This is a genomic window from Paenibacillus sp. BSR1-1, assembly GCF_030403775.1.
Taxonomy (GTDB): Bacteria; Bacillota; Bacilli; order Bacillales; family Cytobacillaceae; genus Neobacillus.
Genome location: NZ_JAQMWQ010000001.1, coordinates 82,179 through 106,702 on the forward strand (window position 1 = coordinate 82,179; position 24,524 = coordinate 106,702).

Annotated in this window: 21 protein-coding genes and 1 tRNA gene; 9 read left to right on the forward strand and 13 right to left on the reverse strand. The window is 40.1% G+C overall.

Annotated elements, in window-relative coordinates; genetic code table 11:
- Nucleotides 1–9 precede the first annotated feature (9 nt).
- Nucleotides 10–1,269 (reverse strand): GTPase HflX, encoded by a 1,260-nt coding sequence (gene hflX / locus PH210_RS00385; protein ID WP_289982188.1) that lies wholly within the window; start codon nt 1,267–1,269, stop codon nt 10–12.
- Between the two features lie 169 nt (nt 1,270–1,438).
- Here hflX and PH210_RS00390 point away from each other — a divergent pair, with 169 nt between their 5' ends.
- A complete protein-coding gene (locus PH210_RS00390; RefSeq protein WP_289982189.1) occupies nt 1,439–2,044 on the forward strand; it encodes a trimeric intracellular cation channel family protein in 606 nt (201 codons plus the stop codon).
- Between the two features lie 33 nt (nt 2,045–2,077).
- Here PH210_RS00390 and spoVK read toward each other — a convergent pair whose 3' ends face one another.
- The 3 genes from spoVK to miaA all read right to left on the reverse strand — a co-directional run bounded on the left by spoVK (nt 2,078) and on the right by miaA (nt 4,439).
- Nucleotides 2,078–3,025 carry a stage V sporulation protein K gene (gene spoVK / locus PH210_RS00395; RefSeq protein ID WP_289982190.1) on the reverse strand — a complete coding sequence of 316 codons (948 nt, stop codon included), beginning with the start codon at nt 3,023–3,025 and terminating at the stop codon, nt 2,078–2,080.
- Between the two features lie 200 nt (nt 3,026–3,225).
- Nucleotides 3,226–3,456: an RNA chaperone Hfq gene (hfq, locus tag PH210_RS00400; protein WP_223588316.1), complete on the reverse strand. Its 231-nt coding sequence runs from the start codon at nt 3,454–3,456 to the stop codon at nt 3,226–3,228.
- Nucleotides 3,457–3,482: 26 nt separating this feature from the next.
- Nucleotides 3,483–4,439 carry a tRNA (adenosine(37)-N6)-dimethylallyltransferase MiaA gene (miaA, locus tag PH210_RS00405; RefSeq protein ID WP_289982191.1) on the reverse strand — a complete coding sequence of 319 codons (957 nt, stop codon included), beginning with the start codon at nt 4,437–4,439 and terminating at the stop codon, nt 3,483–3,485.
- Between the two features lie 348 nt (nt 4,440–4,787).
- Between miaA and mreBH the strand changes: the two genes are divergently transcribed.
- Nucleotides 4,788–5,804, forward strand: coding sequence for a rod-share determining protein MreBH (gene mreBH, locus PH210_RS00410; protein ID WP_289982192.1), 1,017 nt, complete (start codon nt 4,788–4,790; stop codon nt 5,802–5,804).
- 33 nt (nt 5,805–5,837) lie between these two features.
- Here mreBH and PH210_RS00415 read toward each other — a convergent pair whose 3' ends face one another.
- Nucleotides 5,838–6,281, reverse strand: a complete 444-nt coding sequence (locus PH210_RS00415) for a hypothetical protein (protein ID WP_289982193.1) — start codon at nt 6,279–6,281, stop codon at nt 5,838–5,840.
- A 501-nt stretch (nt 6,282–6,782) separates the two neighbouring features.
- Here PH210_RS00415 and PH210_RS00420 point away from each other — a divergent pair.
- Complete coding sequence (locus tag PH210_RS00420; protein WP_289982194.1) at nt 6,783–7,655, forward strand: SDR family oxidoreductase; 873 nt, start codon at nt 6,783–6,785, stop codon at nt 7,653–7,655.
- 503 nt (nt 7,656–8,158) lie between these two features.
- Here the strand turns inward: PH210_RS00420 and mutL are convergent.
- The 3 genes from mutL to PH210_RS00435 all read right to left on the reverse strand — a co-directional run bounded on the left by mutL (nt 8,159) and on the right by PH210_RS00435 (nt 13,298).
- Nucleotides 8,159–10,072: a DNA mismatch repair endonuclease MutL gene (mutL, locus tag PH210_RS00425; RefSeq protein ID WP_289982195.1), complete on the reverse strand. Its 1,914-nt coding sequence runs from the start codon at nt 10,070–10,072 to the stop codon at nt 8,159–8,161.
- Between the two features lie 13 nt (nt 10,073–10,085).
- Nucleotides 10,086–12,677, reverse strand: coding sequence for a DNA mismatch repair protein MutS (gene mutS / locus PH210_RS00430; RefSeq protein WP_289982196.1), 2,592 nt, complete (start codon nt 12,675–12,677; stop codon nt 10,086–10,088).
- 141 nt (nt 12,678–12,818) lie between these two features.
- Nucleotides 12,819–13,298: a hypothetical protein gene (locus PH210_RS00435; RefSeq protein WP_289982197.1), complete on the reverse strand. Its 480-nt coding sequence runs from the start codon at nt 13,296–13,298 to the stop codon at nt 12,819–12,821.
- A 223-nt stretch (nt 13,299–13,521) separates the two neighbouring features.
- On the opposite strand from PH210_RS00435, the gene PH210_RS00440 reads away from it, so the two are divergent.
- The 6 genes from PH210_RS00440 to PH210_RS00465 all read left to right on the forward strand — a co-directional run bounded on the left by PH210_RS00440 (nt 13,522) and on the right by PH210_RS00465 (nt 18,665).
- Nucleotides 13,522–14,265 carry a YwaF family protein gene (locus PH210_RS00440; protein WP_289982198.1) on the forward strand — a complete coding sequence of 248 codons (744 nt, stop codon included), beginning with the start codon at nt 13,522–13,524 and terminating at the stop codon, nt 14,263–14,265.
- Nucleotides 14,266–14,466: 201 nt separating this feature from the next.
- Complete coding sequence (locus PH210_RS00445; protein WP_289982199.1) at nt 14,467–15,333, forward strand: MurR/RpiR family transcriptional regulator; 867 nt, start codon at nt 14,467–14,469, stop codon at nt 15,331–15,333.
- A gap of 2 nt (nt 15,334–15,335) precedes the next feature.
- Nucleotides 15,336–16,475 carry a M20 peptidase aminoacylase family protein gene (locus tag PH210_RS00450; RefSeq protein ID WP_289982200.1) on the forward strand — a complete coding sequence of 380 codons (1,140 nt, stop codon included), beginning with the start codon at nt 15,336–15,338 and terminating at the stop codon, nt 16,473–16,475.
- A complete protein-coding gene (locus PH210_RS00455) occupies nt 16,472–17,287 on the forward strand; it encodes a GNAT family N-acetyltransferase (protein WP_289982201.1) in 816 nt (271 codons plus the stop codon). The genes PH210_RS00450 and PH210_RS00455 overlap by 4 nt, the downstream gene beginning before the upstream one ends.
- Nucleotides 17,284–18,390 carry an o-succinylbenzoate synthase gene (gene menC, locus PH210_RS00460; protein WP_289982202.1) on the forward strand — a complete coding sequence of 369 codons (1,107 nt, stop codon included), beginning with the start codon at nt 17,284–17,286 and terminating at the stop codon, nt 18,388–18,390. The genes PH210_RS00455 and menC overlap by 4 nt, the downstream gene beginning before the upstream one ends.
- Nucleotides 18,391–18,591: 201 nt before the next feature.
- Nucleotides 18,592–18,665: transfer RNA gene (locus PH210_RS00465), tRNA-Arg, on the forward strand.
- A 40-nt stretch (nt 18,666–18,705) separates the two neighbouring features.
- Here the strand turns inward: PH210_RS00465 and PH210_RS00470 are convergent.
- From PH210_RS00470 to PH210_RS00490, 5 genes are all read right to left on the reverse strand, one after another.
- On the reverse strand, nt 18,706–20,034 hold the full coding sequence (locus tag PH210_RS00470) for an MFS transporter (RefSeq protein ID WP_289982203.1): 1,329 nt from the start codon (nt 20,032–20,034) through the stop codon (nt 18,706–18,708).
- Nucleotides 20,035–20,099: 65 nt separating this feature from the next.
- Nucleotides 20,100–21,557 (reverse strand): aldehyde dehydrogenase family protein, encoded by a 1,458-nt coding sequence (locus PH210_RS00475; RefSeq protein WP_289982204.1) that lies wholly within the window; start codon nt 21,555–21,557, stop codon nt 20,100–20,102.
- 3 nt (nt 21,558–21,560) lie between these two features.
- Nucleotides 21,561–22,301, reverse strand: coding sequence for an SDR family NAD(P)-dependent oxidoreductase (locus PH210_RS00480; RefSeq protein ID WP_289982944.1), 741 nt, complete (start codon nt 22,299–22,301; stop codon nt 21,561–21,563).
- 2 nt (nt 22,302–22,303) lie between these two features.
- Nucleotides 22,304–23,386 carry a tartrate dehydrogenase gene (locus tag PH210_RS00485; protein ID WP_289982205.1) on the reverse strand — a complete coding sequence of 361 codons (1,083 nt, stop codon included), beginning with the start codon at nt 23,384–23,386 and terminating at the stop codon, nt 22,304–22,306.
- Nucleotides 23,387–23,490: 104 nt separating this feature from the next.
- The gene (locus PH210_RS00490) at nt 23,491–24,195 is read right to left on the reverse strand and encodes a FadR/GntR family transcriptional regulator (protein WP_289982206.1); all 705 of its coding nucleotides are present in this window, start codon (nt 24,193–24,195) and stop codon (nt 23,491–23,493) included.
- Nucleotides 24,196–24,524 lie beyond the last annotated feature (329 nt).

Consider the following 24,524-nt stretch of genomic DNA (forward strand, 5'->3'; position numbering starts at 1 on the left):
AACTCCTATCTATATTTTATATTTCTGTAACTGTCCTGTTATTTGATGGTCTTTTAAGGTGTAGCCCTTGCAACGATACAACTGGTCTTCTTCCTCAAAGGACAACTCTTTTAAAATTGTTTCATTTTTTAGCTGTGAAAGAAGCTTTCCTTCTGTTGAAGGTACTTTCACCTCATAAGCATTCATCATTTCGATGATGGTCTTTTCCATTTTTACCTTAAGGGCATGGCGGTCTTCTTCATTAAAAGCACTAATAAACGCCGTCGGTGTGTCGGCAGTCGGAACAAAATCAGGATGCTGGATATCTTTCTTATTATAAACCGTTAATTGCGGGATATCTTTTACATCCAGATCCTCGAGCAGTTTATTAACCGTTTTTTCGTGTTGAAAATAATCCGCATTCGACATATCCACAACATGGAGAAGCAAATCCGCTTCTCTTACTTCTTCCAGGGTGGAGCGAAATGCTGCGATTAGAGCTGTAGGCAAATCCTGAATAAACCCAACTGTATCGGTAATTAAGGCTAAAAAACCGCTTGGTAAAATTAATTTTCGGGTCATCGGGTCAAGTGTGGCAAACAATTGATTTTCCTCATACGACTCTGCTTCAGACAGACGGTTAAACAATGTTGATTTACCAGCATTGGTGTAGCCGACAATCGCTACTTGAAAAGCTTTATTTTTCTTTCTTCGTTCCCGATACCGTTCCCGGTGCTGAACGATGACCGCGAGCTGGGTTTTAATATCATCGATTCGGCGGCGTATGTGCCGGCGGTCTGATTCTAATTTGGTTTCCCCTGGGCCTCTGGTTCCGATACCTGCCCCCAGTCTTGAAAGTGCGATACCTTGTCCTGCTAAACGGGGAAGTATGTATTGAAGCTGCGCAAGCTCGACCTGTAGTTTTCCTTCTTTGGATCGTGCTCTTTGGGCAAAAATATCTAAAATAAGCTGTGTCCGGTCGATAATTCTGGCATCGATTTCAGAGGCAAGATTCCGCTTTTGACTCGGAGATAGCTCATCATTGAAAATAACGATATCAGCTTCAAGCTCTTCCACTAAAGCGACAATCTCTTCCACCTTTCCCTTGCCGATATAGGTTGCCGAGTGAAGACGATCTCTTTTTTGCACTACAGACACTAATACTTCACCCTGCGCGGTTTCTGTTAATGAGGCTAACTCCTCCATCGAATATTGAAAGCGCAAATCATCATCAGCTATCGTTTGACAGCCGACCAGAATGGCTTTTTCTTTCGTATCTTTTTGTTCCAATAAACATCATTCCCTTCACAAAAATGCTCTACCTCTAATCATAACAAAAAAGCTTTTTAATCTCTATTTTTCCCTATAACAACCTTATTAAAAATAATTGTTGTATTTTTATTGATCCGTGGTAAAATTTTAGTATTTGATGAAAGACAACAAGGGGAAAATGATTATTATGACATGGGAAGTTTTAAGTATGATTGGCACAATTGCTTTTGCGGTCAGCGGTGCGATTGTGGCCATGGAAGAGGAATATGATATTTTAGGAGTTTATATACTAGGAATTGTAACCGCTTTTGGCGGCGGCGCCATTCGAAACCTTTTGATTGGTGTGCCCGTTTCGGCTTTATGGGAGCAGGGATTATTTTTTCAAATTGCTCTATTATCGATTACAGCGGTGTTCTTATTTCCATCAAATCTTCTTAAGCACTGGCAAAAATGGGGCAATTTCTTCGATGCTATCGGATTGTCCGCCTTTGCCATTCAAGGTGCAATATACGCGGCAAAGATGAATCATCCACTTAGTGCTGTAATTGTCGCTGCAGTGCTAACAGGAATCGGCGGTGGTATTATCCGTGACTTATTAGCCGGGCGAAAGCCGATTGTCCTAAGATCGGAGATTTATGCCGTTTGGGCGATTTTAGCTGGGGTGATCATTGGACTTAAAATTGCTTCAAGCTCATGGGAATTATATACACTATTTATCCTGATCACCGTATTACGAGTTCTTTCTTATACCTTTGATTGGAAACTGCCGATACGGAGGCTGGGAGCGCATTAAAAAAATCGACGGAATTTGACCCGTCGATTTTTTTTAATCTTCTTCAAACACCAAATCATTGCTTCGTATTGTCATCAAATCATGCCTATCATAGCTATTTAGCATTAAAAGCCTCATCGCTTGAGCACGAATCGATTTTTCAATAATATTGCGGACATAGCGGCCATTTGAAAAACTGCTCGGACTTAAAACGGCTTTAACCCAGATTAAATGTTCTTTTAACTTTTTTTCAGCCTCATGACTAAAGGTGTATTCTCGTTCCACAATCATCCTGCCCGCAATTTCCATCAGCTGCTCAATATTATAATCAGGAAAATCAATGACCAACGGAAACCGTGAATGGAGACCAGGATTTAGCGTTAGAAAATAATCCATTTCTTGTGAATATCCCGCAAGAATTAGAATAAATTCATGCTGTTTATCTTCCATATGCTTGACAAGTGTATCAATTGCCTCTTTGCCAAAATCCTTTTCCCCGCCGCGACCTAACGAATAGGCCTCGTCAATAAATAAAATACCGCCTTGAGCCTTTTTGATCAAATCACGTGTTTTTTGGGCGGTATGTCCGATATATTCACCAACGAGATCGGCACGTTCCGCCTCAATTAAATGCCCTTTGGATAAAACACTCATTTTTTGAAACAGCTTGCCAATTAACCTGGCAACGGTCGTTTTACCAGTTCCAGGATTCCCTTTAAACATCATGTGCAGCGCTTGTTTTCTTGCCTTTAAACCCATTTCCTCGCGTTTCTTGTTTACATAAATCCAGGCATAAATTTCCTTTATCATTCGTTTCATTTCATCCATACCAACCAAAGCTGCCAGCTCTTCTTCAATTTCTTTTAAAGCCGTATGCTCTGGGGGAATGACCTTTGGAACAACTTGAAAGTCAGGTAATTCTTTCGTTACAGTTTCTCTTTTTTGAGAATTGAGAACAACTTTTATTTGGCCGTTGCTTTTCATTCGCATACGTTGGTCCAAAGCTTTCACCTCTCATTCTGCAGACAGTATACGTATGATAGGGTTTTTGTTAGCAAGTTTTTCACCAAAAATTTTCTTTTTACTAAAAAGGAATACATAATCCTTCATTTTATATGTATTCAAAGCCAATGCATTTCATTAAATAAAGTTGAAAAATAAAAAAGAGCCCTTCCAATATGGGCTCAAATTTACAAAAGAAGTTATTGATTATCCAGGTCAAGCTGTACATTACGCTGAGGTGCAAACGTTGAAATAGCATGCTTAAATACTAATTGCTGTTTCCCCTCTGACTCAAAAAGAACTGTAAAGTTATCAAAGCCCTTAATTTGGCCTCTTAATTGGAATCCGTTCAATAGGAACACCGTAACGTGTGTGTTATCTTTACGGCACTGGTTTAAAAATTGATCTTGAATGTTAATTGTGGTTTTCATTTGTATATCCTCCTCTTTTATCTCTACTAATATGTATTCGATTTTACTTGAAGCTTTCCTTCAACATAATGTGAAATTTCCGTTATTTTTTTCGTGAAATCGTTCACATCTGTCATATCAAACCATTTTACATCCATTTTGTTGCGAAACCAAGTTAATTGCCTTTTGGCATATCGCCTGGAATTTTGCTTTAAGGTTTCAACAGCATCATCAAGGGAAACTTTCCCATCCAGGTAATCATATATCTCTTTGTAACCAATGGCCTGAATGGATTGACAATCCCGAAGGTCTTGGTGATACAGGCTTTTTACTTCATCAAAAAGTCCTTGTTCCATCATTAAATCTACGCGGGCATTGATCCGCTCATAAAGCATGTCTCTTTCCATTGTCAGGCCAACGAGTGCCGTATCATACATTAAATCCGGCTCCTGAGTCCTTTGAAATTCTTGCATAGTCTTACCTGTAAGATGGTAAATTTCCAAGGCGCGTATCACTCTTCTGACATTATTGGGATGGATTTGAGCTGCGCTTTCTGGATCCACTTCACATAATTCCTTATAAAGTGCCTCATTGCCAATTTCTTTTGATCGCTGTTCTAACTGCTGGCGAAATTGTTCATCCCCTGAAACATCGGAAAACTGATAATCATAAATGACAGATTGAATATAGAGTCCAGTTCCACCGGCAATAATGGGGAGTTTTCCCATTTTGGCAATCTCTTCTATCTTTGCCCTGACAAGCGATTGGAATTCAGCAACGGAAAAATTTTCGTTAGGCTCCTTAATATCAATCAAATGGTGGGGTATTCCCTCCATTTCCTCTTGAGTTATTTTAGCCGTTCCAATATTCATGCCACGATAGATTTGCATCGAATCACCGCTAATAATCTCACCATTAAACTGCTTGGCCATTTCAATACTCAACTTGGTCTTTCCTACGGCGGTTGGTCCGATGATGACTAATAATTTTTGTTTTGAATCCAATATTTTCACACTGCCTTATACCTTTTTTAAATGGAAGGAGTTCATTCGGTGACCTCCCACCCCTTCATCGTAACACAATTTTGAAAAGCAGTTGAACATCAAATAAGTATATACAAAAAATTTCTTTTCTATGCGTTTTGGGTCGAATGAATATATATTTTTCAATTTGATTACAATCTGATGAATTTTTCGTCCAAATTTACAAAACGATAACGGTTCTTTTACAAACCGCTTTTCACCCCCAAATTCATGTTAGGCTTAATCGTACACTATTTTGTAAAAATAGCTCACAATTTGTCATGTGGGTGTTGAGTAAATATTTATAAATTAGGAAATTAGGTGAATAAAATGCTATCAAATTTATCAAATTTTGATATTGGTATTGATTTAGGAACTGCAAATATATTGGTATATAGTAGGCATAAAGGGATTGCACTTAATGAGCCATCTGTAGTCGTGGTGGATACCACAACTAAAAATATTGTTGCGGTCGGCGCGGAAGCATATGAAATGGTCGGAAAGACGCCAGAAAAATTTGTCACCATTCGTCCATTAAAAGATGGTGTGATTGCCGATTTCGACATTACTACCGAAATGTTAAAGAATATCTTGCGAAAGGCTTCTAAAAAGCTTGGTTTTGCTCTACGTAAGCCAAATGTTGTCGTCTGTATCCCTTCTGGTTCTACTAGTGTAGAGAGAAGGGCGATTCATGATGCTGTGAAAAATGCAGGCGCTAAAAAAATCACCCTAATCGAAGAGCCAGTTGCGGCCGCAATTGGCGCTGGCATGCCAATTGATGAACCGGTTGCCAATGTCGTAGTGGATATCGGCGGCGGAAATACAGAAGTTGCGATTATTTCCTTTGGCGGCGTAGTATCTTGTCATTCCATTAAAATAGGCGGTGACCGTCTGGATGAAGATATTATTCAATACGTTCGTAAAGAATACAATGTGTTGATTGGGGAAAGAACGGCCGAAAAAATCAAAATGGAAATTGGTTACGCCTTAATAGATCACGAGGAGCAATTTATGGAGATTCGCGGACGTGATTTAGTATCTGGATTGCCAAAAACTATTAAACTATCATCCTATGAAGTTAGAAATGCTTTGAAGGAACCTTTATTGCATATTTTAGAAGCCATCCGCGCCACACTTGAGGATTGTCCTGCAGAACTAAGCGGCGATATTGTCGACCGTGGTGTTATCCTTACAGGAGGCGGTTCATTATTGAACGGCATGGAGGAATGGTTAAGCAAGGAGATTGTAGTTCCAGTGCAATTGGCGGAGAATCCTCTTGAATCTGTAGCCATCGGAACTGGAAAAGCAATACCATATATGAATAAGCTGCAAGCTGCAGTAAAATAGTTAAAAACAGGCTGCCTGACAGCCTGTTTCTTTTTATACATTCTGTTGTTTTCGCATTCGGTTGAAGTATAGGAAGATTGGAAAAGGTATTACGATGAATCCAAGGCTTTTAATAATTTGATTTTTTGCACTTTCCTTAACCCGGTTTTTTTCATCTTTCACGGTTTGTTCGTACCTTGCTCGAAGCTCCTTCTCCGTCAACACCTTCTCGTCTTTCACTTTATTATCTTCCCTAATCTGTTTAAAATCTTCATAACTCTGGTAATAACTTGGCGGACTAATTAAATCGGCTGCCGCCATAAAGATGGATATTCCACCGCCAATGACCATCATTAGAGTAGCAAATAAGACTAAATACGTATAAAGATGGCGTATCACTGCTTCTTCCCCCTTTTCTTTATTTTTCACGGCATAAACAATTACAAAAATAATGATAACGATGGGTAAAAATGCACTTAATAGGCTAAATGCGATCAAGGACTCAACCCCCCTCTTACCAACATTATACAATGATTGGTGTAATTTTACACAATTATTTATTGATATAAAATAACAAACTTTTACATAATCAGCGATTTTCGTTTATGTGAAAAAGATGCCATTCTTGAATAGTTTTACGGCACGTAAAACTTCTTTACGTTACCCAATTCGTTTCTTCGGGCCTTTTTCGGGCACGTAGAACCTCACTACATTACCTAATTCGCTTCCTGGGATCCTGTTCAGGTACGTAGAACCTCTTTACGTTACCCAATTCGCTTCTTCAGAACCTTTTCAGGCACATAGACCCATTCTACGTTACCCACTTCGTTCCCTCGACCGCTTTTCGGGCAAAGTAGAGCATTTCTATCCATCAATTGATAATAAAAAACAAATTTATATGTTGACAGGAACGCTAGATGTAACTATTATAGTTACAGGTAATCATTTTAATTACAACCGCAAAATTCATTTATAAAAACAACCATTGGAGGAATAATTATGAAAATGCTCATTACAGGTGCAACAGGTAAATTGGGAACGAAGGTAGTAGAAACGCTTTTAAAAACTGTTCCAGCAAGTCAATTGGCGGTAAGTGTCCGCAATCCTGAGAAAGCAGCGGGATTACAGGCTCGGGGCGTTGAAGTTCGACAAGGAGATTTTGACCGTCCAGAAACATTGGATGCGGCTTTTGCAGGTATTGACCGTTTATTACTTATTTCAGCGGATGGGGACAATGAAACTAGAATTCGTCAGCACACGGATGCGGTTGCGGCGGCAGAACGCGCAGGGGTAAAATTCATTGCTTATACTAGTCTGGCGAATGCAAGTGAAACCACGATGTTCCTTGCCCCTCCACACGTTGCGACGGAAGAAGCAATTTTGAAAACAGGTATTCCTTACTCCTTCTTGCGCAATAACTGGTACTTGGAGAATGAAATTCCAAGCATACAAGGTGTCCTCGCAGGAGCTCCTTGGGTGACATCCGCAGGTTCTGGCAAAGTCGGCTGGGCACTTCAACAAGACTACGCAGAGGCAGCAGCAGTGGTATTGGCTGGAGAAGGCCACGAAAATACCATTTATGAGCTTTCTGGCAAGCCAGTGTCACAGGAAGAACTGGTTTCTGCCCTTAGCACTGCATTAGGGAAAGAAGTCCCTGTTCAACAGGTGGATGACGCTACTTATGCCAATATTATGAAAGGTGCAGGCTTACCGGATTTCCTTATTCCATTCCTAGTCGACATCCAGAAAGGCATCCGCGACGGAGCATTAGAAATTGAGAGCAATGATTTTGAAAAGCTTCTTGGCCGTTCGGCTACGCCAATTAATAAGGCATTGCCTCAGATTGTTAAAGGAATCGCTTTAGGTAAATAAATTGTACACACTTAAAAACCGACCTTTATAATGCAAAAAAGGTCGGTTTTTTTTTATGATTGGCAGTTCATTACCCGCTTGATTCAGAAGAAGCCTCTTCCGGTAAATGAAATGGGATTTCATTGCCCGCTTTATTCAAAAACTTGTTTACTCGGTAAATGAAACGGCATTTCATTGCCCCATATCTTCAAAAACTAGCTTGCTCGGTAAATGAATCAGCATTTCATTGCCCCATATCTTCATAAACTAGCTTGCTCGGTAAATGAATCAGCATTTCATTGCCCCATATCTTCATAAACTAGCTTGCTCGGTAAATGAATCAGCATTTCATTTACCCAATTTCCCAAAAACCAGCTTGCGTGGTAAATGAATCAGCATTTCATTTACCCAATTCCAAAACCAGCTTGCGTGGTAAATGAACGATTGTTTTTTCCATCAACAGAAAAGGCACGTAGGTCAAATCTACGTGTCTTTTCTGTATTGTATCGCAAGTCCGCCACAATTTACATGACCCTCTTAAACATCTTCTCCATTTCATAAACCGAATAATGCACAATAATCGGTCTTCCATGCGGACATGTAAATGGATCGGATGCCTTACGCAAATCGTCCAGCAGCGCCTGGATCTCATCGTTGCGTAAATGGCGGTTTGCTTTAATCGAGGCTTTACAGCTCATCATAATGGCTGCTTCCTCACGAAGCTTTTTGATATCCACTTTTTTCATCAAAAGTAACTGTTCAATCATCTCTTCAATGATTTGTTTTTCCTCACCCTTAGGAAACCATTGCGGGTGGGAGCGGACAATGAAACTATTCATGCCAAACTCCTCGAGAAAAACGCCAACCTTTTCTAGCTCACTCGAGTATTCATTTATCTTCAGGTATTCGTCAGTTGAATACTCAAACGTTAATGGCACGAGCATTTCCTGCAGCTCGGACTGCACCTGCCCTACTTTTTCACGGAAGTATTCATACTTAAGTCGTTCCTGAGCAGCATGCTGATCGACGATATATAGACCATTTTCATTCTGAGCAAAAATATACGTTCCATGCATTTGCCCGATTGGATACAAACGGGGGACCCGGCTCTCGTCTTCAACAGGCTCGGGTTTGGGCTCAGTATGTGGCTCAACCCGAGATTCAATTCGTGTTTCAACCAAACCAGAACTAGGATCATCCATATCCTCATTAGTTTCTACAGGTACCTCACTAAAAGGATTAACGGACTCCCAAGTTTTTGGTTCAGAAATCGGCTCTTTTTGTTCGAAAGCAAAAGGTCGTTCAACTGTTACTTCAGGCGCTTTATAAATGACAGGCTCCTTCTTCACAAACGTTGTATTCAATAGCGGAGTACCTTCATCCAAAACCAACGAAGTTTGTTCCGATTTTGGCATTTCTTTTTTCACAGGAGTATAGGCAGTTGGAATCAATACCTTCGATTTGAAAGCTTCTTTAATAATAGAAGTAACGAGTTCATTCAATTCCGCTTCCTTACTGATACGGACCTCCATCTTAGATGGATGAACATTCACATCCACAAGTAAGGGGTCCATTTCGATATTCAGAAGCACAATCGGGAAACGGCCAATAGGAAGCAACGTATGATACCCTTCCTGTATCGCTTTTGCCAATGGATAGTTTTTGATAAACCGGCCATTGATCATGGTTGAAATATAGTTTCTCGATGCTCTTGTCACTTCTGGCATCGAGGCAAATCCAGTAATTTTATAATCAAGCGACTGACCAGAAATGGGCACGAGCTGTTTGGCAATACTCATTCCATAAATCGCCGCTAACACCTGACGAACATCGCCATTCCCATTTGTCTGCAGCAGCTTCCGCTCATTATGAATCAGGCGGAAAGCTACTTCCGGATGCGATAGCGCCAGCCGGTTCACCACATCCGTGATATTGCCAAGCTCTGTGTGAATGGTTTTCATATATTTCAAGCGGGCAGGCGTATTGAAAAATAAATCAGTAATCGTAATATCCGTGCCGCGTCTGCTGGATGCTTTTTCAAAGGTTTCTACCTTGCCGCCTTCAATGACGACCAGATTTCCAGCACCCTCTCCGGTAGATGTCTTCATTTCAAGCCTGGAAACGGAAGCGATACTTGGCAGGGCTTCGCCGCGAAATCCGAGAGTGCGAATTCGGAATAAATCATTTTCATTCTTGATTTTAGAAGTAGCATGCCGCTGAAACGCTAGCAGCACGTCGTCCTCTTCAATACCGTTCCCATTATCGGTAATGCGAATCTTCGCAAGTCCTGCTTCTTCTACCTCAATTTCGATGACCTTGCTGCCGGCATCAATGGCGTTTTCCACTAATTCCTTCACGACAGAGGCAGGGCGTTCGACTACTTCCCCTGCCGCTATTTTGTTTGATAAGGCGTCATCTAACTGGATAATCTTGCCCATACGTGCTCGCCTCCTACTTTAACTTTTTCTGGAGCTCATACAGCATGTTAATCGCTTGAAGTGGTGTCACATCTAATAAATCCAGTTCTTTGATTTTATCCAGAACTTTTTTCTCCTTAGAAGATAGTTCTGGCTTTTTTGGTTCCTGCGGTTCATCGAAAAAGGATAACTGTGCAGGCTTTTCTTCCACTTTTGTTTCCAATTTTACCGGAACAGGCTGAACTACATCAGGCTGCTCAAGTGCGGTCAAAATTTCATTGGCCCGTTCAATTAATTCAGCAGGCAGCTCTGCCAGCTGAGCGACGTGAATACCGTAACTCTTGTCAGCAGGGCCTTCCTTTATTTTATGAAGGAACACAACCTTGCCATTGTGCTCAATCGCACTGACATGGATGTTTTTTAACTTCAATAGTTCGTCTTCCAATACGGTTAATTCATGATAGTGGGTTGAAAACAGTGTTTTCGCCCCAATCCGGTTATGAATGTATTCAATGATGGCCTGTGCAAGGGCCATCCCGTCATATGTTGATGTGCCTCTTCCAATCTCATCAAATAAAATCAAGCTGTTTTGCGTCGCATTGGCAATTGCATTTTTCGCTTCTAACATTTCGACCATAAAGGTACTTTGGCCTGAAATCAAATCATCCGCCGCTCCTATTCGGGTAAACACTTGGTCAAAAATCGGCAGCACTGCTTGAGCAGCCGGGACATAACATCCGATTTGCGCTAAAATGGCCGTCAAGGCAATCTGGCGCATGTAGGTGCTCTTACCGGACATGTTTGGCCCCGTAATCAACAGAACTTCCCGGTCGCTGTCCATAAAGCAATCATTTGGAACATATTCCTGGGCGTTTAACACCTTCTCAACAACCGGATGACGTCCATCTTTAATTACCACACGGCGTTCCGTTGAAAATTGCGGTTTCACATAGCGGCGTTCTTCACTCACTTGTGCAAAGCACTGGAGCACATCGAGCTCGCTGACGGTTTTGGCTAGTGCTTGCAGGCGTGGAATTTGTTCTTTGACGATTTCGCGAATTTCCGTGAATAACTCATATTCGAGCTCGCCGCACTTTTCTTCCGCTTGTAAAATTAATGCCTCTTTTTCCTTTAACTCCGGAGTAATAAAACGTTCCGCATTGGTTAACGTTTGTTTACGTTCATACTGACCTTCCGTTAAAAGATGGAGATTGGCACGGGTGACTTCAATATAATAGCCAAATACCCGGTTATACCCTACCTTCAACGATTTAATCCCGGTTTTCTCGCGTTCCTCACGCTCTAGCTGGGCAATCCATGTTTTCCCATTCCGGCTGGCATCGCGATATTGATCTAACTGGGCATTGTAGCCGTCACGAATCATATTTCCTTCTTTTAAGGAAAGCGGCGGATTCTCCACAATGGCCTGCTCCAATAAATCGGTCACTTCTTCACAAGGGTCTAGAAGATCTGCGATTTTATTCACTTCTTCATTTTGCATGCTGTTTAAGATTTGTTTTAAAAATGGTATCTGAATTAAGGAACGTTTTAATTGAACTAAGTCGCGAGCATTCACATTTCCAAATGCAACCCGGCCTGCTAAACGTTCCAAATCGTACACTTCTTTTAATTTTTCACGAAGTTCCTGACGCTCAAAATAATGGTTCATTAGCACTTCTACTAATTTATGGCGGTATTCAATCTCGTCTTGGACAATCAATGGACGGTCAATCCAGTGCTTTAACATCCGACCGCCCATTGCGGTCATGGTTTCATCCAGCAGCCATAACAGTGAGCCTTTTTTTCCTTTTGAACGAATCGTTTCGGTTAATTCCAGGTTCCGTTTTGAAAAATAATCTATTTTCATAAACTGATGAATTTGATAGGTAGTTACCGGTTGAAGATGGTCAAGGCTTCTTTTTTGCGAACGGTATAAATAGTTAAACAATCTTGCCACTGTTTGTTTGAGCTTGTTCTGATTTAACCCTTCCAGCAATTGAGCAAAATTTAAATCTATTGAACTATTATCTTCAAACGAAATTGCAAGGACATCTCGTTCACGCATTTTCTTTTGCAGGTCGCCATCAAAACTGCTGGCAACGACCACTTCCTTTGCACCTAATACGGCCATTTCATTCAGTACTTCATCAAAGTTATTGGATAACAAGGTTACTCTGCTTTCACCTGTGGAAATATCGTTATAGGCAAATCCGTACGTTTGGTCGTCAAATGCTGTAATCGATGCAATATAGTTATTCTCTTTATCTGATAAGCCTTTGCCTTCCATGAGCGTTCCTGGTGTGATCAATTGAACCACTTCACGCTTTACCATGCCTTTTGTTAGTTTGGCGTCTTCCATTTGCTCGCAGATCGCTACTTTATATCCTTTTGAAACGAGCTGCTCAATATATCCAGGGGCTGAATGGTAGGGAACACCGCACATCGGGATCCTGTCTTCCGAACCACCTTCGCGGCTTGTTAATGTTATCTCTAATTCTTGTGATGCTTTAATCGCATCCTCAAAAAACATTTCATAAAAATCACCTAAGCGAAAAAATAAAAAGGCATCCTGATAATCTGCCTTAACGGTTAAGTATTGCTGTATCATCGGCGTATAACCAGCCATAATGACCTCCACTGTTTTAATCTTTCGAGTATCTTCGACAAACTATTATACCATAAATAGAGGGTGAGGCACTCAGCGATTACTTCCAATTCTTTAGGACAAAAAAAAGAGCTTAATTTTAACTTAGCCCTTTTAATGAATCTATTCTTGTCTAATAGTATTTTCTCCAGCAAACAACCCATCTTGCCATAGTTGATATATGTAAAGCGATATAGAGATTAAAGTCATGAACAAAATCCCTTCAAGAGGAGACAGGTTCCCCCCGCTAGTAGTAATTCCAAGTTTCTTCCACAAAGCTCTGAAACCGAAAGAGTAGATACAATCTGTAATCAAATTAACAACGAAATAAAGCCAAAATTTACGGAAGGTAAAATAAAAAATCCAGATCGTCCCTACCAAAAATACACCATATACGGTATGTACTTGTGCTACCTTATCCCACGAAAAAAGAGTTTCTTTGTATTTCCACCAGCCATAAGTCCAAGCAATTTGGTAAAAGATTGTGTTAATAACCGTTGCAAACAAAGCAACAGGCATATACCTGCGAATTGCGGAGTTTTTTAAAAAGAATAAAGAGAGCCATGGTAATAAAAAGAAGGCCCATAAAACGATTTTTATCATAACTAAAATCTCCTTTGGGGTATTTTTATAAAATACCCAAATTCCATTGATAAATTCTTCAGGAATATAAGGTTTCCTATGAAAATTACAATTGTTGTGCATATATTTATTAAAATGACTAAAAATCTATTATTGAGTGAAAAATTATTTTTAAAATATTCCGATTAATCAAACCCCATCTTTTACCAGACCATGATATTATTTAAATAAAGGTGGTGAATTTATGGAGTGGTTTGGCAGAAGTAATAAAAATTATGATTTTGATATGTTCTCAGTTAGTCACTTTGTTATTATGACCATCTTATTTTTGGGTGCCATTTTAATTTTTCTCTATAGAAATAAACTGAAGGATGAGAAATGGCGCGGGATTGAAATTGGAATTGCTGTTTCCTTAATTGCAATTGAATTAACCTATCATATTTGGATGGCTGTCAATGGAAGCTGGGATGTAAGTCATGCATTTCCGTTGGAATTATGCAGCATCAGCTTGATCCTAACGGTCATTTTATTGCTGACTCGAAAAAAATTAATCTATGAGATTTTATTATTTACGGCATTATTAGGTGCCACACAAGCCATGTTTACACCACTGCTCACATACGATTTCCCCCATTTCCGATTTTTTCATTTCTTTTATACTCATTTAATGGAGATTTGGGTTCCTTTGTTTTTCACTTGGGCAAAGGGATACCGCCCGACCATTTGGTCCGTTTTGAAGCTGTTTGTTTTCTTGAATATTTTAATGCCAATTATTATGTTGATTAATAAACTGACAGGCGGAAACTATATGTTCTTAAGCCATAAACCAGATGGTGCCAGTTTATTAGACGTTCTGGGTCCATACCCTTTCTATATCCTCTCAATGGAGGGGTTATTGATCACCCTTAGCCTCATCGTCTGGCTTATTTTCCGTGAGAAATCGCCCAAAAAGTTGGTGGAGTCAGACCGAGATTTGTCCATTCCATAAACAATCCAAATTTAGAGATACCGGGCATTGCCCGGTCCTTTTTTTGTCTAGCGAATATTTCTTTAACCTTCCCTTTCTGTTCTACTATTTTTTTAAAATTTCCGAATATTTATTGTTTTTAATTTTAATTTGTGCTATTTTTATATTCATTAAAAAGAAGTTTATACTTCATTTCATACATAATTAAAGGAGAGACTTCTCTTGAAGGAACAAACCATCAAGGACAGGATTGAGCTGCATTTTAATAAACTATCGAAGGCACAGCAAAAAGTGGCAAACTTTGTGCTGAAAAACCCAACCTTTATCGGTGTCCATTCTGCAGCCGAAGTTGGTGAGAAAGCTGGCATAAGCGAGACAACTGTTATTCGCTTCTGCTATGCAATTGGGCTCGAAGGATATTCCCAGCTGCAAAAAGAAATTACCCTATTTGTTTTTAACCATACATCTGAAAGTACACTGGGGAATTACGTATCCTCTAAAAAAGAGCTTTTTAATGACCAGTGCCTTGTCGAAAAAGGAATGAACAAAGATAGCTCTAAAATTATCAGAATTGCCAAACAAATTGATAAGAAACTCTTTAATGAAGCAACACATACATTACATGAAGCGAAACATATTTACATTGTGGGTGCCGGTGCATCGGAGTTTGGTGCTCAGTGGCTGCATTTTACGATGAATATTCTTCGGCCAAATGTCAGGCTTATCCAAACGCAAACAGCAGAACTGATTCGAACCCTCCAGGAAATCGATGAACAAGCGGTGGTAATTGTCATTTCACTACACCGTTATTTTAAAGAACCAATACAAATAGCCAAGGCACTCCATGAACGGGGTATTACGATTCTGGCTGTTACAGATTCTAAACTTGCTCCTATAAATAATTATTGCTCCTACACATTTATATTAGAACAACCTGAGCTATCAACCATTGATCTTATGCCTTCTCTCATTTCCTTTTTAAATATATTAGTTACAGGGATGATGACATTTGATCCAGTTTACTACAACAATCAACGGGTTAAGTACGATGATTTTCAATATAGCTTTATTTCGGAGAGGTGGAGTTGACAATGGTAACAGAACAAACATTAGCTGAACGTTTACATTCAATTTTCGAACATTTACATAGGAATCCGGAGGTCAGTTGGGGGGAAGTTGAAACAACCGCATTTATTGCAGACTTTCTTCGAAAAGAAGGTTTTGAACCAAATACATTTGAAAATATGACTGGACTATATGTAGATATTGGCGAAGGAACTCCCATGGTTGGATTCCGTACGGATATCGACGCTCTATGGCAGGAAGTGGACGGTCAGTTCCGCGCCAATCATTCATGCGGACATGATGGGCACATGACAATGGCACTTGGTACCATTCTTTTACTAAAAGAACTGGCCCCAACCCTAACAGGAGCAGTGCGTATTATATTTCAACCCGCTGAGGAAAAGGCCCAAGGGGCAAAGGCACTTGTGGAGGAAGGTGTTGTTGATTCTCTTCACTATTTGTTCGGGACACATGTAAGACCGCATTTTGAACTACAAGACGGGACGTATGCACCGGCACTTTATCATGGAGCTGCAAAACTTTTAACCGGAACCATAAAAGGAGTGGAAGCACACGGATCCCGGCCTGAAAAAGGGGTAAACGCAATTGAGGCAGCAGCCGCTTTAATTGACGGGTTAAAACGTGTTTGGATTAGTCCGGCTGAAACTGCTTCTATTAAAATGACGCAGCTTCAAGCAGGCGGCACCTCAACAAATATCATCCCTGGTAAGGCAACCTTTGGTATTGACGCAAGGGCTCAAAATAATGAAACGATGGAGGCATTAACTGCCGGGTTTGAAAAAGTTATCACGGCCGTGAGTATGATGTATGGAGCTACAATTGATTACCAAGTGGATGCCCATATTGCCGCCGCTCAAGTGGATGAAACGGCAAAAGCGATTATGCAGCAAGCGATTATCGATGTAGCAGGCAAGGAACATTTAGCACCGGAAATTGTCACTCCGGGCGGAGAAGACTTCCACTTTTACGCTTATAAAAGACCAAAACTAAAAACAACGATGCTCGGACTTGGCTGCGGTGTCACCCCCGGGTTACATCATCCACATATGACGTTTAATCAAAAACGGCTCCCGAAAGGGGCTCAAATTATTACGAGAGCATTAGTATTGGCATTACATCAAGTTGAAAGAAGCGAGAATCAATGATTATCATACGAGAACTGAAAACAATTGAAGAAATGGAACAAGTTCAAGAACTGGAATGTAAAGTATGGGAAATGCCCCCCACTCCTTCACACCAAACGTTAACAGCAGTAAAAAACGGCGGCATTATGGTCGGTGCCTTTGACGGAAGCCGATTAATCGGTTTTAGCTATGGCTTTGCCGGCTTCCGTGATGGCCAAAGCTATTTATGCTCACATATGCTTGGAATTGACGAGGATTACCGTTCCCACGGCATAGGTGAAAAACTTAAGCTTAAACAACGCGAAATTGCCATTACTAAGGGCTATGACACGATTCACTGGACATATGACCCGCTTGAAACCCGAAACGGATATTTAAATTTAACCAAGCTTAATGGGATTTGTGACACTTATATAGAAAATTGTTACGGTGAGATGAAGAACGTCTTCAATCAAGGACTGCCGTCAGACCGTTTTGAAGTGCACTGGCATTTAACCAGTCCTTATGTTGTTGAAAAGCATTTACCAATGATGGATCGGCCAGCAGCTATAAACACCATTTCATTTAATGAAGAAGGCCTGCCTGTTTACGTTGCGGGCATTGAGCAGGATCTAAACAGTCCGGCCTATTCATTGGCTGTACCAAAGGATTTTCAAGCCTTAAAAGCCGCCAGCCAATCTCTAGCGATGGACTGGCGTACACAGACGCGAACACAGTTCCAACGCTTATTCAAAGCAGGGTATGCCACTGTTCAATTACAGCCAAATGAAACACACAATAGATACATTTTTGTAAAAAAAGAGACGTTAGCACTTGGAGGAGAAACAAAATGAAGATTACAGACATTACGATTCGCCATTTAAAAATGAAATTAAAAGCACCCTTCACTACTAGTTTTGGAACATTTACAGACAAGGATTTTCTGTTACTCGAAGCAAGAGACGAAGATGGAACTATTGGATGGGGCGAGTCGGTAGCCTTCCACTCCCCTTGGTACAACGAAGAGACATTACAAACAAATTGGCATATGCTAGAGGATTTTTTAATTCCATTACTATTAAACAAGGAAATGAACCATCCTGATGAAGTGAGTGAACTTTTTGCCCCAATCCGAAAAAATAATATGGCAAAGTCGACTATTGAAGGCGCCGTTTGGGATATTTATGCGCAGCAAACCAATCAATCTCTTGCTTCTGCACTCGGTGGAAAAAAAGAAAAAATTGAAGTTGGGATTAGTATTGGCATTCAAAAATCAATTGACGACTTAGTAGCGTTAGTCGATGAATATGTAAACGAAGGCTACAAACGGATTAAAGTGAAAATTAAGCCGGGCTGGGATGTTGAAGTAATGCGAACATTGCGCGAGAAGTTCCCTGACGTTGCGATTATGGCAGATGCAAACTCGGCATACCGTTTGGAAGATGCAGAGCTTTTAAAAAAGCTGGATGGGTTTAACTTAACGATGATTGAACAGCCTTTAGCATCGGATGACATCATCGATCATGCGAAGCTGCAAAAAATGCTAAAAACTCCAATTTGTTTAGATGAAAGCATTCATTCTGTTGAGGATGCACGTAAAGCGGTAGAACTGGGCAGTACAAAAATTATTAATATTAAAATCGGACGAGTCGGCGGGTTGACGGAAGCAAGAAAAATCCATGATTACTGTAAGGCAAATGGGATTCCAGTATGGTGCGGCGGCATGCTTGAGTCTGGGATCGGACGAGCCCATAATGTTGCATTAACCACTTTATCCAACTTTATTTTACCTGGCGATACAGCAAGCTCAAATCGTTACTGGGAAAAAGATATTATCCTGCCTGAAGTTGTGGCGGAAAACGGATACATTCAGGTACCTCAAACTGCCGGCATTGGCTATGAAGTTGATCTTGATGCAGTAGATGAATTTACAGTGGCGAAAAAACATTACAAATGATGAAGTGAGTAGGATAGCAGGTTCTATTCCTACAGGGAACCAAGCTTTTTTGAATTTCAATAATCAATAATTAACATGAACGAAATAACAAATCCCTTCATATATATATAAATAGATTTTCTGATTTCCCCATACATTAACTATTTATTATTGACGTTTTGCAATTAACTATTTATAATAAATAACGTTCCTATAATAAGTGTCCCGATAGCTCAGCAGGATAGAGCAACAGTTTCCTAAACTGTAGGTCGGAGGTTCGAATCCTCTTCGGGACGTCAAAAAACCCTTGCGATTGCAAGGGTTTTTCTATTTTCATTACTTTATACTAAGTTTATCTGCTTGTATCGGAATCGAAGTAGATGTAACATGTTCTTTCTTGATCGTAAAGACAAGTAAAAAGCAGATGAATAGGACAAGACTAAGAAAATATAAACCCATTTCTACTCTTCCAGTAGTATCCATTACAAAACCAATTACATATGGACCGATGAATCCGCCTAAATTACCAATCGAACTAATAATTGCTATACCTACAGCTGCTTCAAATTCAGTGAGGAATAATGAAGGAATGGCCCAAAACGGTCCGAATATACTGTATATCCCAACAGTGACCATCGAGATCATCATAATAGAAAGAATTGGATTTGTTGTCATCACGCAGCCCAAAAGTCCAAGGGCACCTACAAGCGGCGGAAGTGCAGTGTGCATTTTTCTTTCTCCTGTACGATCAGAATGACGTGCCCAAAGAACCATTGCTATTCCGCCTAATAAATAAGGAATCATCGTGATTAAACCTACTTGAGTATTTGTTAAAATATTTGAAAAACCTTTGATAATCGTAGGCATCCAGAATCCAATTCCATACAAACCAGTTACAAGGGTAAGGTAAATAAACGATAATCGCCAAACTCTTGTGCTTCGAAACATTTCTTTCAGCTTTTGATTATGGTTATGGTGCGGGGATTTACCCTGATTATCTTTTTCAAGTTCAGATACTAGCCACTTTTTCTCTTCTTTTGAAAGCCACTTTGCCTGATTAGGGCGATCAGTTAAATAGAAGATAGTGACGATTCCTAAAATGATGGCTGGGATTCCTTCAATAATAAATATCCAGCGCCATCCTTCCATTCCAAACCAAGTAATATTATCCATAATCCAAGTTGTAACGGGTGCTCCGATGATATTAGATACTGGCAATGCCATCATGAATAGAGCTACAGCACGAGCCCGCTCCTTCCCGCGGAACCAATACGTAATATAAAGAATAACGCCCGGGAAAAATCCAGCTTCAGCAATTCCGAGGATAAAACGCAGGATATACAAATGATTGGCATTTTGTACCCAGGCTGTTATGATAACCACAATACCCCAGGAAATCATGATTCGACCAATCCATTTTCTTGCTCCAAACCGGTGCATTAGCATATTACTAGGTACCTCAAATAGAAAGTAACTAATGAAGAAAATCCCAGAAATAAGCCCCATAACGGATGCAGTTAACCCAAGGTCCTTATTCATATCAAGGGCAGCATATCCTATGTTCACTCTGTCTAAGAAAGCAATAATATATAATATAAAAATATACGGTATAATTCTTCTAGATACTTTTTTTAAGGTACGGACTTCTATTTCAGACTTTTGCATATTAAGCACCCCTTGTTTTCGGTTAACACATCTCCTATTACGATGAAACATGCTTTTTAACGCCCTTAATATTTCAACGCCACATTCTTCACTTGCGTATAATTTCGCAGCGCCTCCAACCCTTTTTCACGTCCGAATCCGCTTTTTTTGTATCCGCCAAATGGCTGCGCTATGCCTCCACCGGCCCCGTAGTGATTAATGAATACTTGGCCGCATTGAAGCTGGCTGGCAACACGGTGAGCTCGCCCGCCGTTTTCAGTCCATACGCCAGCAACAAGTCCATACTGTGTGCCATTTGCGATTTCGATTGCTTCCTCCTCCGTTTGGAAGGTGGTAACTGTCAATACTGGCCCGAAGATTTCCTCCTGTGCAAGATAATGACTTTCAGGAACATTATCCAAGATGGTGGGCTGAAGATAGTAGCCGAGTTCGCACCCTTCTATCAACTTACGTTCTCCACCTGTTACAATCCGAATTCCGTCCTGTTTGGCTAAATCAATAAAACTTTGGATACGATCGAATTGCTTTTTGGAGAGCACTGGTCCTAAATCATGATTCTTTATTCCAGGGCCGATCGAAAGTTTCTCCATTGCTACTGCAAGCTTCCTTATGAAGTTTTCTTTTATTGATTTTTCAATGACCAAACGGGAGCCCGCAGAACATGTCTGTCCTGCATTTTGCACAATCGACTTCAGCACCCACTGAAGCGCCTCTTCCTCATTACAATCAGCAAAGACAATATTCGGGGATTTTCCGCCGAGCTCAAGGGTAACGGGAACAATATTTTTTGCTGCTGACTCCATGACTCTTTTCCCTGTCTCTACCGAACCAGTAAACGTAATATGATTTATTTCAGGGTGGTCTGAAAGTGCTGCACCTGCTTCATGGCCGTAACCGGTTACAACATTCAAAATACCTTTTGGCAGCCCTAATGGCTTCAGTAATTCAACTAGCTTAAGCGTCGTCAACGGAGTATCCTCTGCTGGCTTCAGTACAGCAGCGTTCCCTGTTGCTATCGAAATAGAAATGCTTCTTGCTGCAATTTGCAGCGGATAATTCCATGGAATAATATGTCCTACAATCCCAATCGGTTCGCGAACCGTGTAATCGATGATTCCTGGTTCAATTGGAATGGTCTCCCCCAAAATTTTATCTGCAATACCGGCATAATATTCAAAATAACGTGCAGCAATCTCAACATCTACAGCGGATTGAGCAAGCGGCTTTCCGACATCTGCCGTCTCTAATTTTGCTAATTCTTCTTTATTCTCACGAATGATTTCTGCTGCCTGATAAAGAAGCTTCCCCCGATTATAAGGACTCAACGTCTTCCATTCTTTTGAATGAAATGCTTTTTTTGCAGTTTTTATGGCAAGGTCAATTTCTTCCTTGCCCCCTCTTGGAACAAAAGCTAAAATTGAACCGTCCCCTGGATTCTTCACCTCTATTAATCTCTCAGTATTTGGGACGATCCATTCACCGTTTATGTAACATCCTTGTATTTGAACATCTGCTGCCTTCATGTGCTAAATCCCCCTGCCGCCATCTACATTTATAACAGAACCTGTCACAATGGACGCTTCCTTTGAACACAAATAAACGAGAGAATTGGCAATATCAATAGGTCTGATTAACCTTCCCAATGGAACACTTTTCTTAAAAATACTTTCCTTCGTTTCTTCAATATCCGTATCCTTAGCCGAAAATTCCCCAAGCATTTTCGTATCAGCCGGACCTGGGTTCACAACATTTACCCGGATCCCATACTCGGCTAATTCGATGGCCAAGGCTTGCGAAAATGAAACGGCCGCTCCCTTTGAAGCGATATAAGCATTTAAGCCGGGCCTTGGCCTCACCATGGAAATAGAAGCGATATTGACAATCACTCCACCACCATTGTTTTTCATATAAGGTACAGCAGCACGGCAAGTTAAAAAGGGAGCTGTTGCGTTTACACGCATAATTTTCTCCCAATCTGCCAAGCTCACTTCTTCGATAGGTGTTGCTGACTGGGCGATACCTGCAATATTAACAAGACCGTCGATACGCTCAAATTTCTTAAAGGCAGATGAAAAAACATTCGCCACATCCTCTTCCCTAGTTAAATCCGCAGCAATCGGCAGGAGATGTTCGCTTTCCTCTACTCCGTCCACATTGAGATCAACAGCGACAACTAAAGCTCCTTCTTCTAAAAATCTTTTAACCGTTTCTTTCCCCATTCCGCCCTGTGCACCTGTAACAACAAACACTTCATTTTCTAACCTCATCATTATCGACCCTCTCTAACTAATAGTAAATGTTGTAAAGCATCACATATTGCTGAACCCATTTCACTTGTCGTTGAACTGCCGCCTAAATCAGGTGTTTGTACTTCATTTTGTACTAGGACCTGTTCAATTGATTCTAAAATGACAACCGCTAAATCCTTTCTCCCCAAATGCTCTAGCATAAGTGCTGCCGACCAAATCTGTGCAATGGGATTAGCGATGCCTTTGCCCGCAATATCAGGAGCAGAACCATGGACCGGCTCGAACATGGAAGGGAAATCTCCTTCCGGATTTAAGTTTGCAGATGGGGAAAGCCCAAGCCCTCCTACAACTGCAGAGCCTAAATCACTCAAAATATCCCCAAACAAATTGGAAGCAACAACTACTTCGAAATCCTCCGGCCTGGAAACAAAATAGGCGGCAAGGGCATCAATATAATAGCTTTGCAGATTAATAGCCGAAAAATCTTGTCCAACCTCTTTAACAGCCTCGTCCCATAGTTTCATTGAATGGATAATCGCATTCGATTTTGTCGCGCTAGTGACCGTCCTTTTGCCATGATTTTTAGCATATTCAAAGGCAAATCTTGCAACTTTTTTCGTGCCTGTCCGAGTGAAAATCGTATTTTGTATGGCAATCTCCTGTTCCATACCTGGGTACAATCTGCCGCCGCTATTAGAGTATTCACCTTCTGCATTTTCCCTGACAATGACAAAATCGATACTTTCACCTGTATATCTGCTAGGCGCACCCTTCAATAATTTAACCGGGCGTAAATTAATGTACTGATTGAATTTTTTCCGTATTGGCATGATTAGCTCCCATACCGTCACATCATCAGGCACTCTCTTGTCACCGATCGCCCCGAATAAAATTGCATCATATCTTTTTAAAGTATCAAGGGCATCGTCTGGCATCATTTTTCTATGCCTTAGATAATACTCGCTGTTCCAATCAAATGTATCAAATTCGATTTGAAATGAAGGGTCCAGCTTTTTGAGCAGTTCAAGGACTTTAACTGCTTCATTCATTACCTCCGGGCCGATTCCATCCCCAGGGATAACAGCAATCTGATAATTAGTCATTTTTTCCACCCCTTATTTATTATCATTAAATTAGTTGAGTGTATTAAGATACTACCAACTAAAATAGAACGCTTTCAATAAAGAATAAATAATAAACATTTTTCCTAATTAGTTCCAGATTCATCTATTTTTGCTGAAAAAACCTTTTCAGGTAATTCAAGGTGGTTACGCATAATTAAAGAAGCCTTCTGACTATTTCCATTTAAAATTTGAAAATAAATGATTTCATGCTCCATTAATATCTTTTCAATAACCCCTGGAACTTGAAAAAATTTGGATATCTCTGAACGATAACTATCAATAAGAAGCGTAGTAATTTTTTGCAGTACTTGATTATTTGAGGCTTTTGCTACTGCAATGTGAAATTCAACATCCCACTTAGCAAAATTTTCATAATCATTTAAGCTTTCCTTCATTCCCTCGATTGTTTTTTCAATTTCTAAAAGATTGTTATTTGTTCTTCGTTTAGCGGCTAATGAGCTTGTTTCACTCTCAACTATTTGTCTTGCTTCCACTATTTCAAGAAGGTTATTGATATTATGGAAAATTAAAGATGAAAATTCAGGCAAAGCAAACGTTTCTCCTTCTGATTTATTCAGATATGTACCTTTACCTTGATGAAAACTTATCATCCCTACAGCAGATAATTTAGTCAGAGCTTCTCTAATAACGATTAAGCTGACCTGATAACGGGTTGCCAATTCCTTCTGGGAAGGCAATTTATCACCATATGTGTATACTCCATTTTCCACATCTTTTAAAAATACATTAACGACATCATCGACGAGGGATTTACGTTTTAATGCCAAGAGTTGCCACCTTCCTTTAACTCTTCATATGATATGTTAACTTAAGAATATTTTACGACCTAAATTCTGAATTGTCAAATAAGTTGTAATTTTAAAACTAATCTTATAATTATGAGTCTCCTAATATAAGTAAAGATATAATTGAATCTTATTGGGATATTGCAATTCAAAAGAAAAAGGAATCAAAAATTTATAAGCTCCTTGTATTAATTGATATTTTTCTTAGTTATCGCAATTAATTAGATTAAATGCTGCCGCCAATCTGCCACCAAACATTACATATTACTGCAGAAAGCTACCAAATTTTACCTTGCACCAAACAAAAAAAA

Excerpts from the sequence above, each read along its gene's own strand:
- PH210_RS00390 (WP_289982189.1), top strand. The coding sequence starts at position 1,439 with ATGACATGGGAAGTTTTAAGTATGATTGGCACAATTGCTTTTGCGGTC.
- hfq (WP_223588316.1), bottom strand. The coding sequence starts at position 3,456 with ATGAAAACCACAATTAACATTCAAGATCAATTTTTAAACCAGTGCCGT.
- mreBH (WP_289982192.1), top strand. The coding sequence starts at position 4,788 with ATGCTATCAAATTTATCAAATTTTGATATTGGTATTGATTTAGGAACT.
- PH210_RS00420 (WP_289982194.1), top strand. The coding sequence starts at position 6,783 with ATGAAAATGCTCATTACAGGTGCAACAGGTAAATTGGGAACGAAGGTA.
- mutL (WP_289982195.1), bottom strand. The coding sequence starts at position 10,072 with ATGGGCAAGATTATCCAGTTAGATGACGCCTTATCAAACAAAATAGCG.
- mutS (WP_289982196.1), bottom strand. The coding sequence starts at position 12,677 with ATGGCTGGTTATACGCCGATGATACAGCAATACTTAACCGTTAAGGCA.
- PH210_RS00435 (WP_289982197.1), bottom strand. The coding sequence starts at position 13,298 with ATGATAAAAATCGTTTTATGGGCCTTCTTTTTATTACCATGGCTCTCT.
- PH210_RS00440 (WP_289982198.1), top strand. The coding sequence starts at position 13,522 with ATGGAGTGGTTTGGCAGAAGTAATAAAAATTATGATTTTGATATGTTC.
- PH210_RS00450 (WP_289982200.1), top strand. The coding sequence starts at position 15,336 with ATGGTAACAGAACAAACATTAGCTGAACGTTTACATTCAATTTTCGAA.
- PH210_RS00455 (WP_289982201.1), top strand. The coding sequence starts at position 16,472 with ATGATTATCATACGAGAACTGAAAACAATTGAAGAAATGGAACAAGTT.
- menC (WP_289982202.1), top strand. The coding sequence starts at position 17,284 with ATGAAGATTACAGACATTACGATTCGCCATTTAAAAATGAAATTAAAA.
- PH210_RS00470 (WP_289982203.1), bottom strand. The coding sequence starts at position 20,034 with ATGCAAAAGTCTGAAATAGAAGTCCGTACCTTAAAAAAAGTATCTAGA.
- PH210_RS00475 (WP_289982204.1), bottom strand. The coding sequence starts at position 21,557 with ATGAAGGCAGCAGATGTTCAAATACAAGGATGTTACATAAACGGTGAA.
- PH210_RS00480 (WP_289982944.1), bottom strand. The coding sequence starts at position 22,301 with ATGAGGTTAGAAAATGAAGTGTTTGTTGTTACAGGTGCACAGGGCGGA.
- PH210_RS00485 (WP_289982205.1), bottom strand. The coding sequence starts at position 23,386 with ATGACTAATTATCAGATTGCTGTTATCCCTGGGGATGGAATCGGCCCG.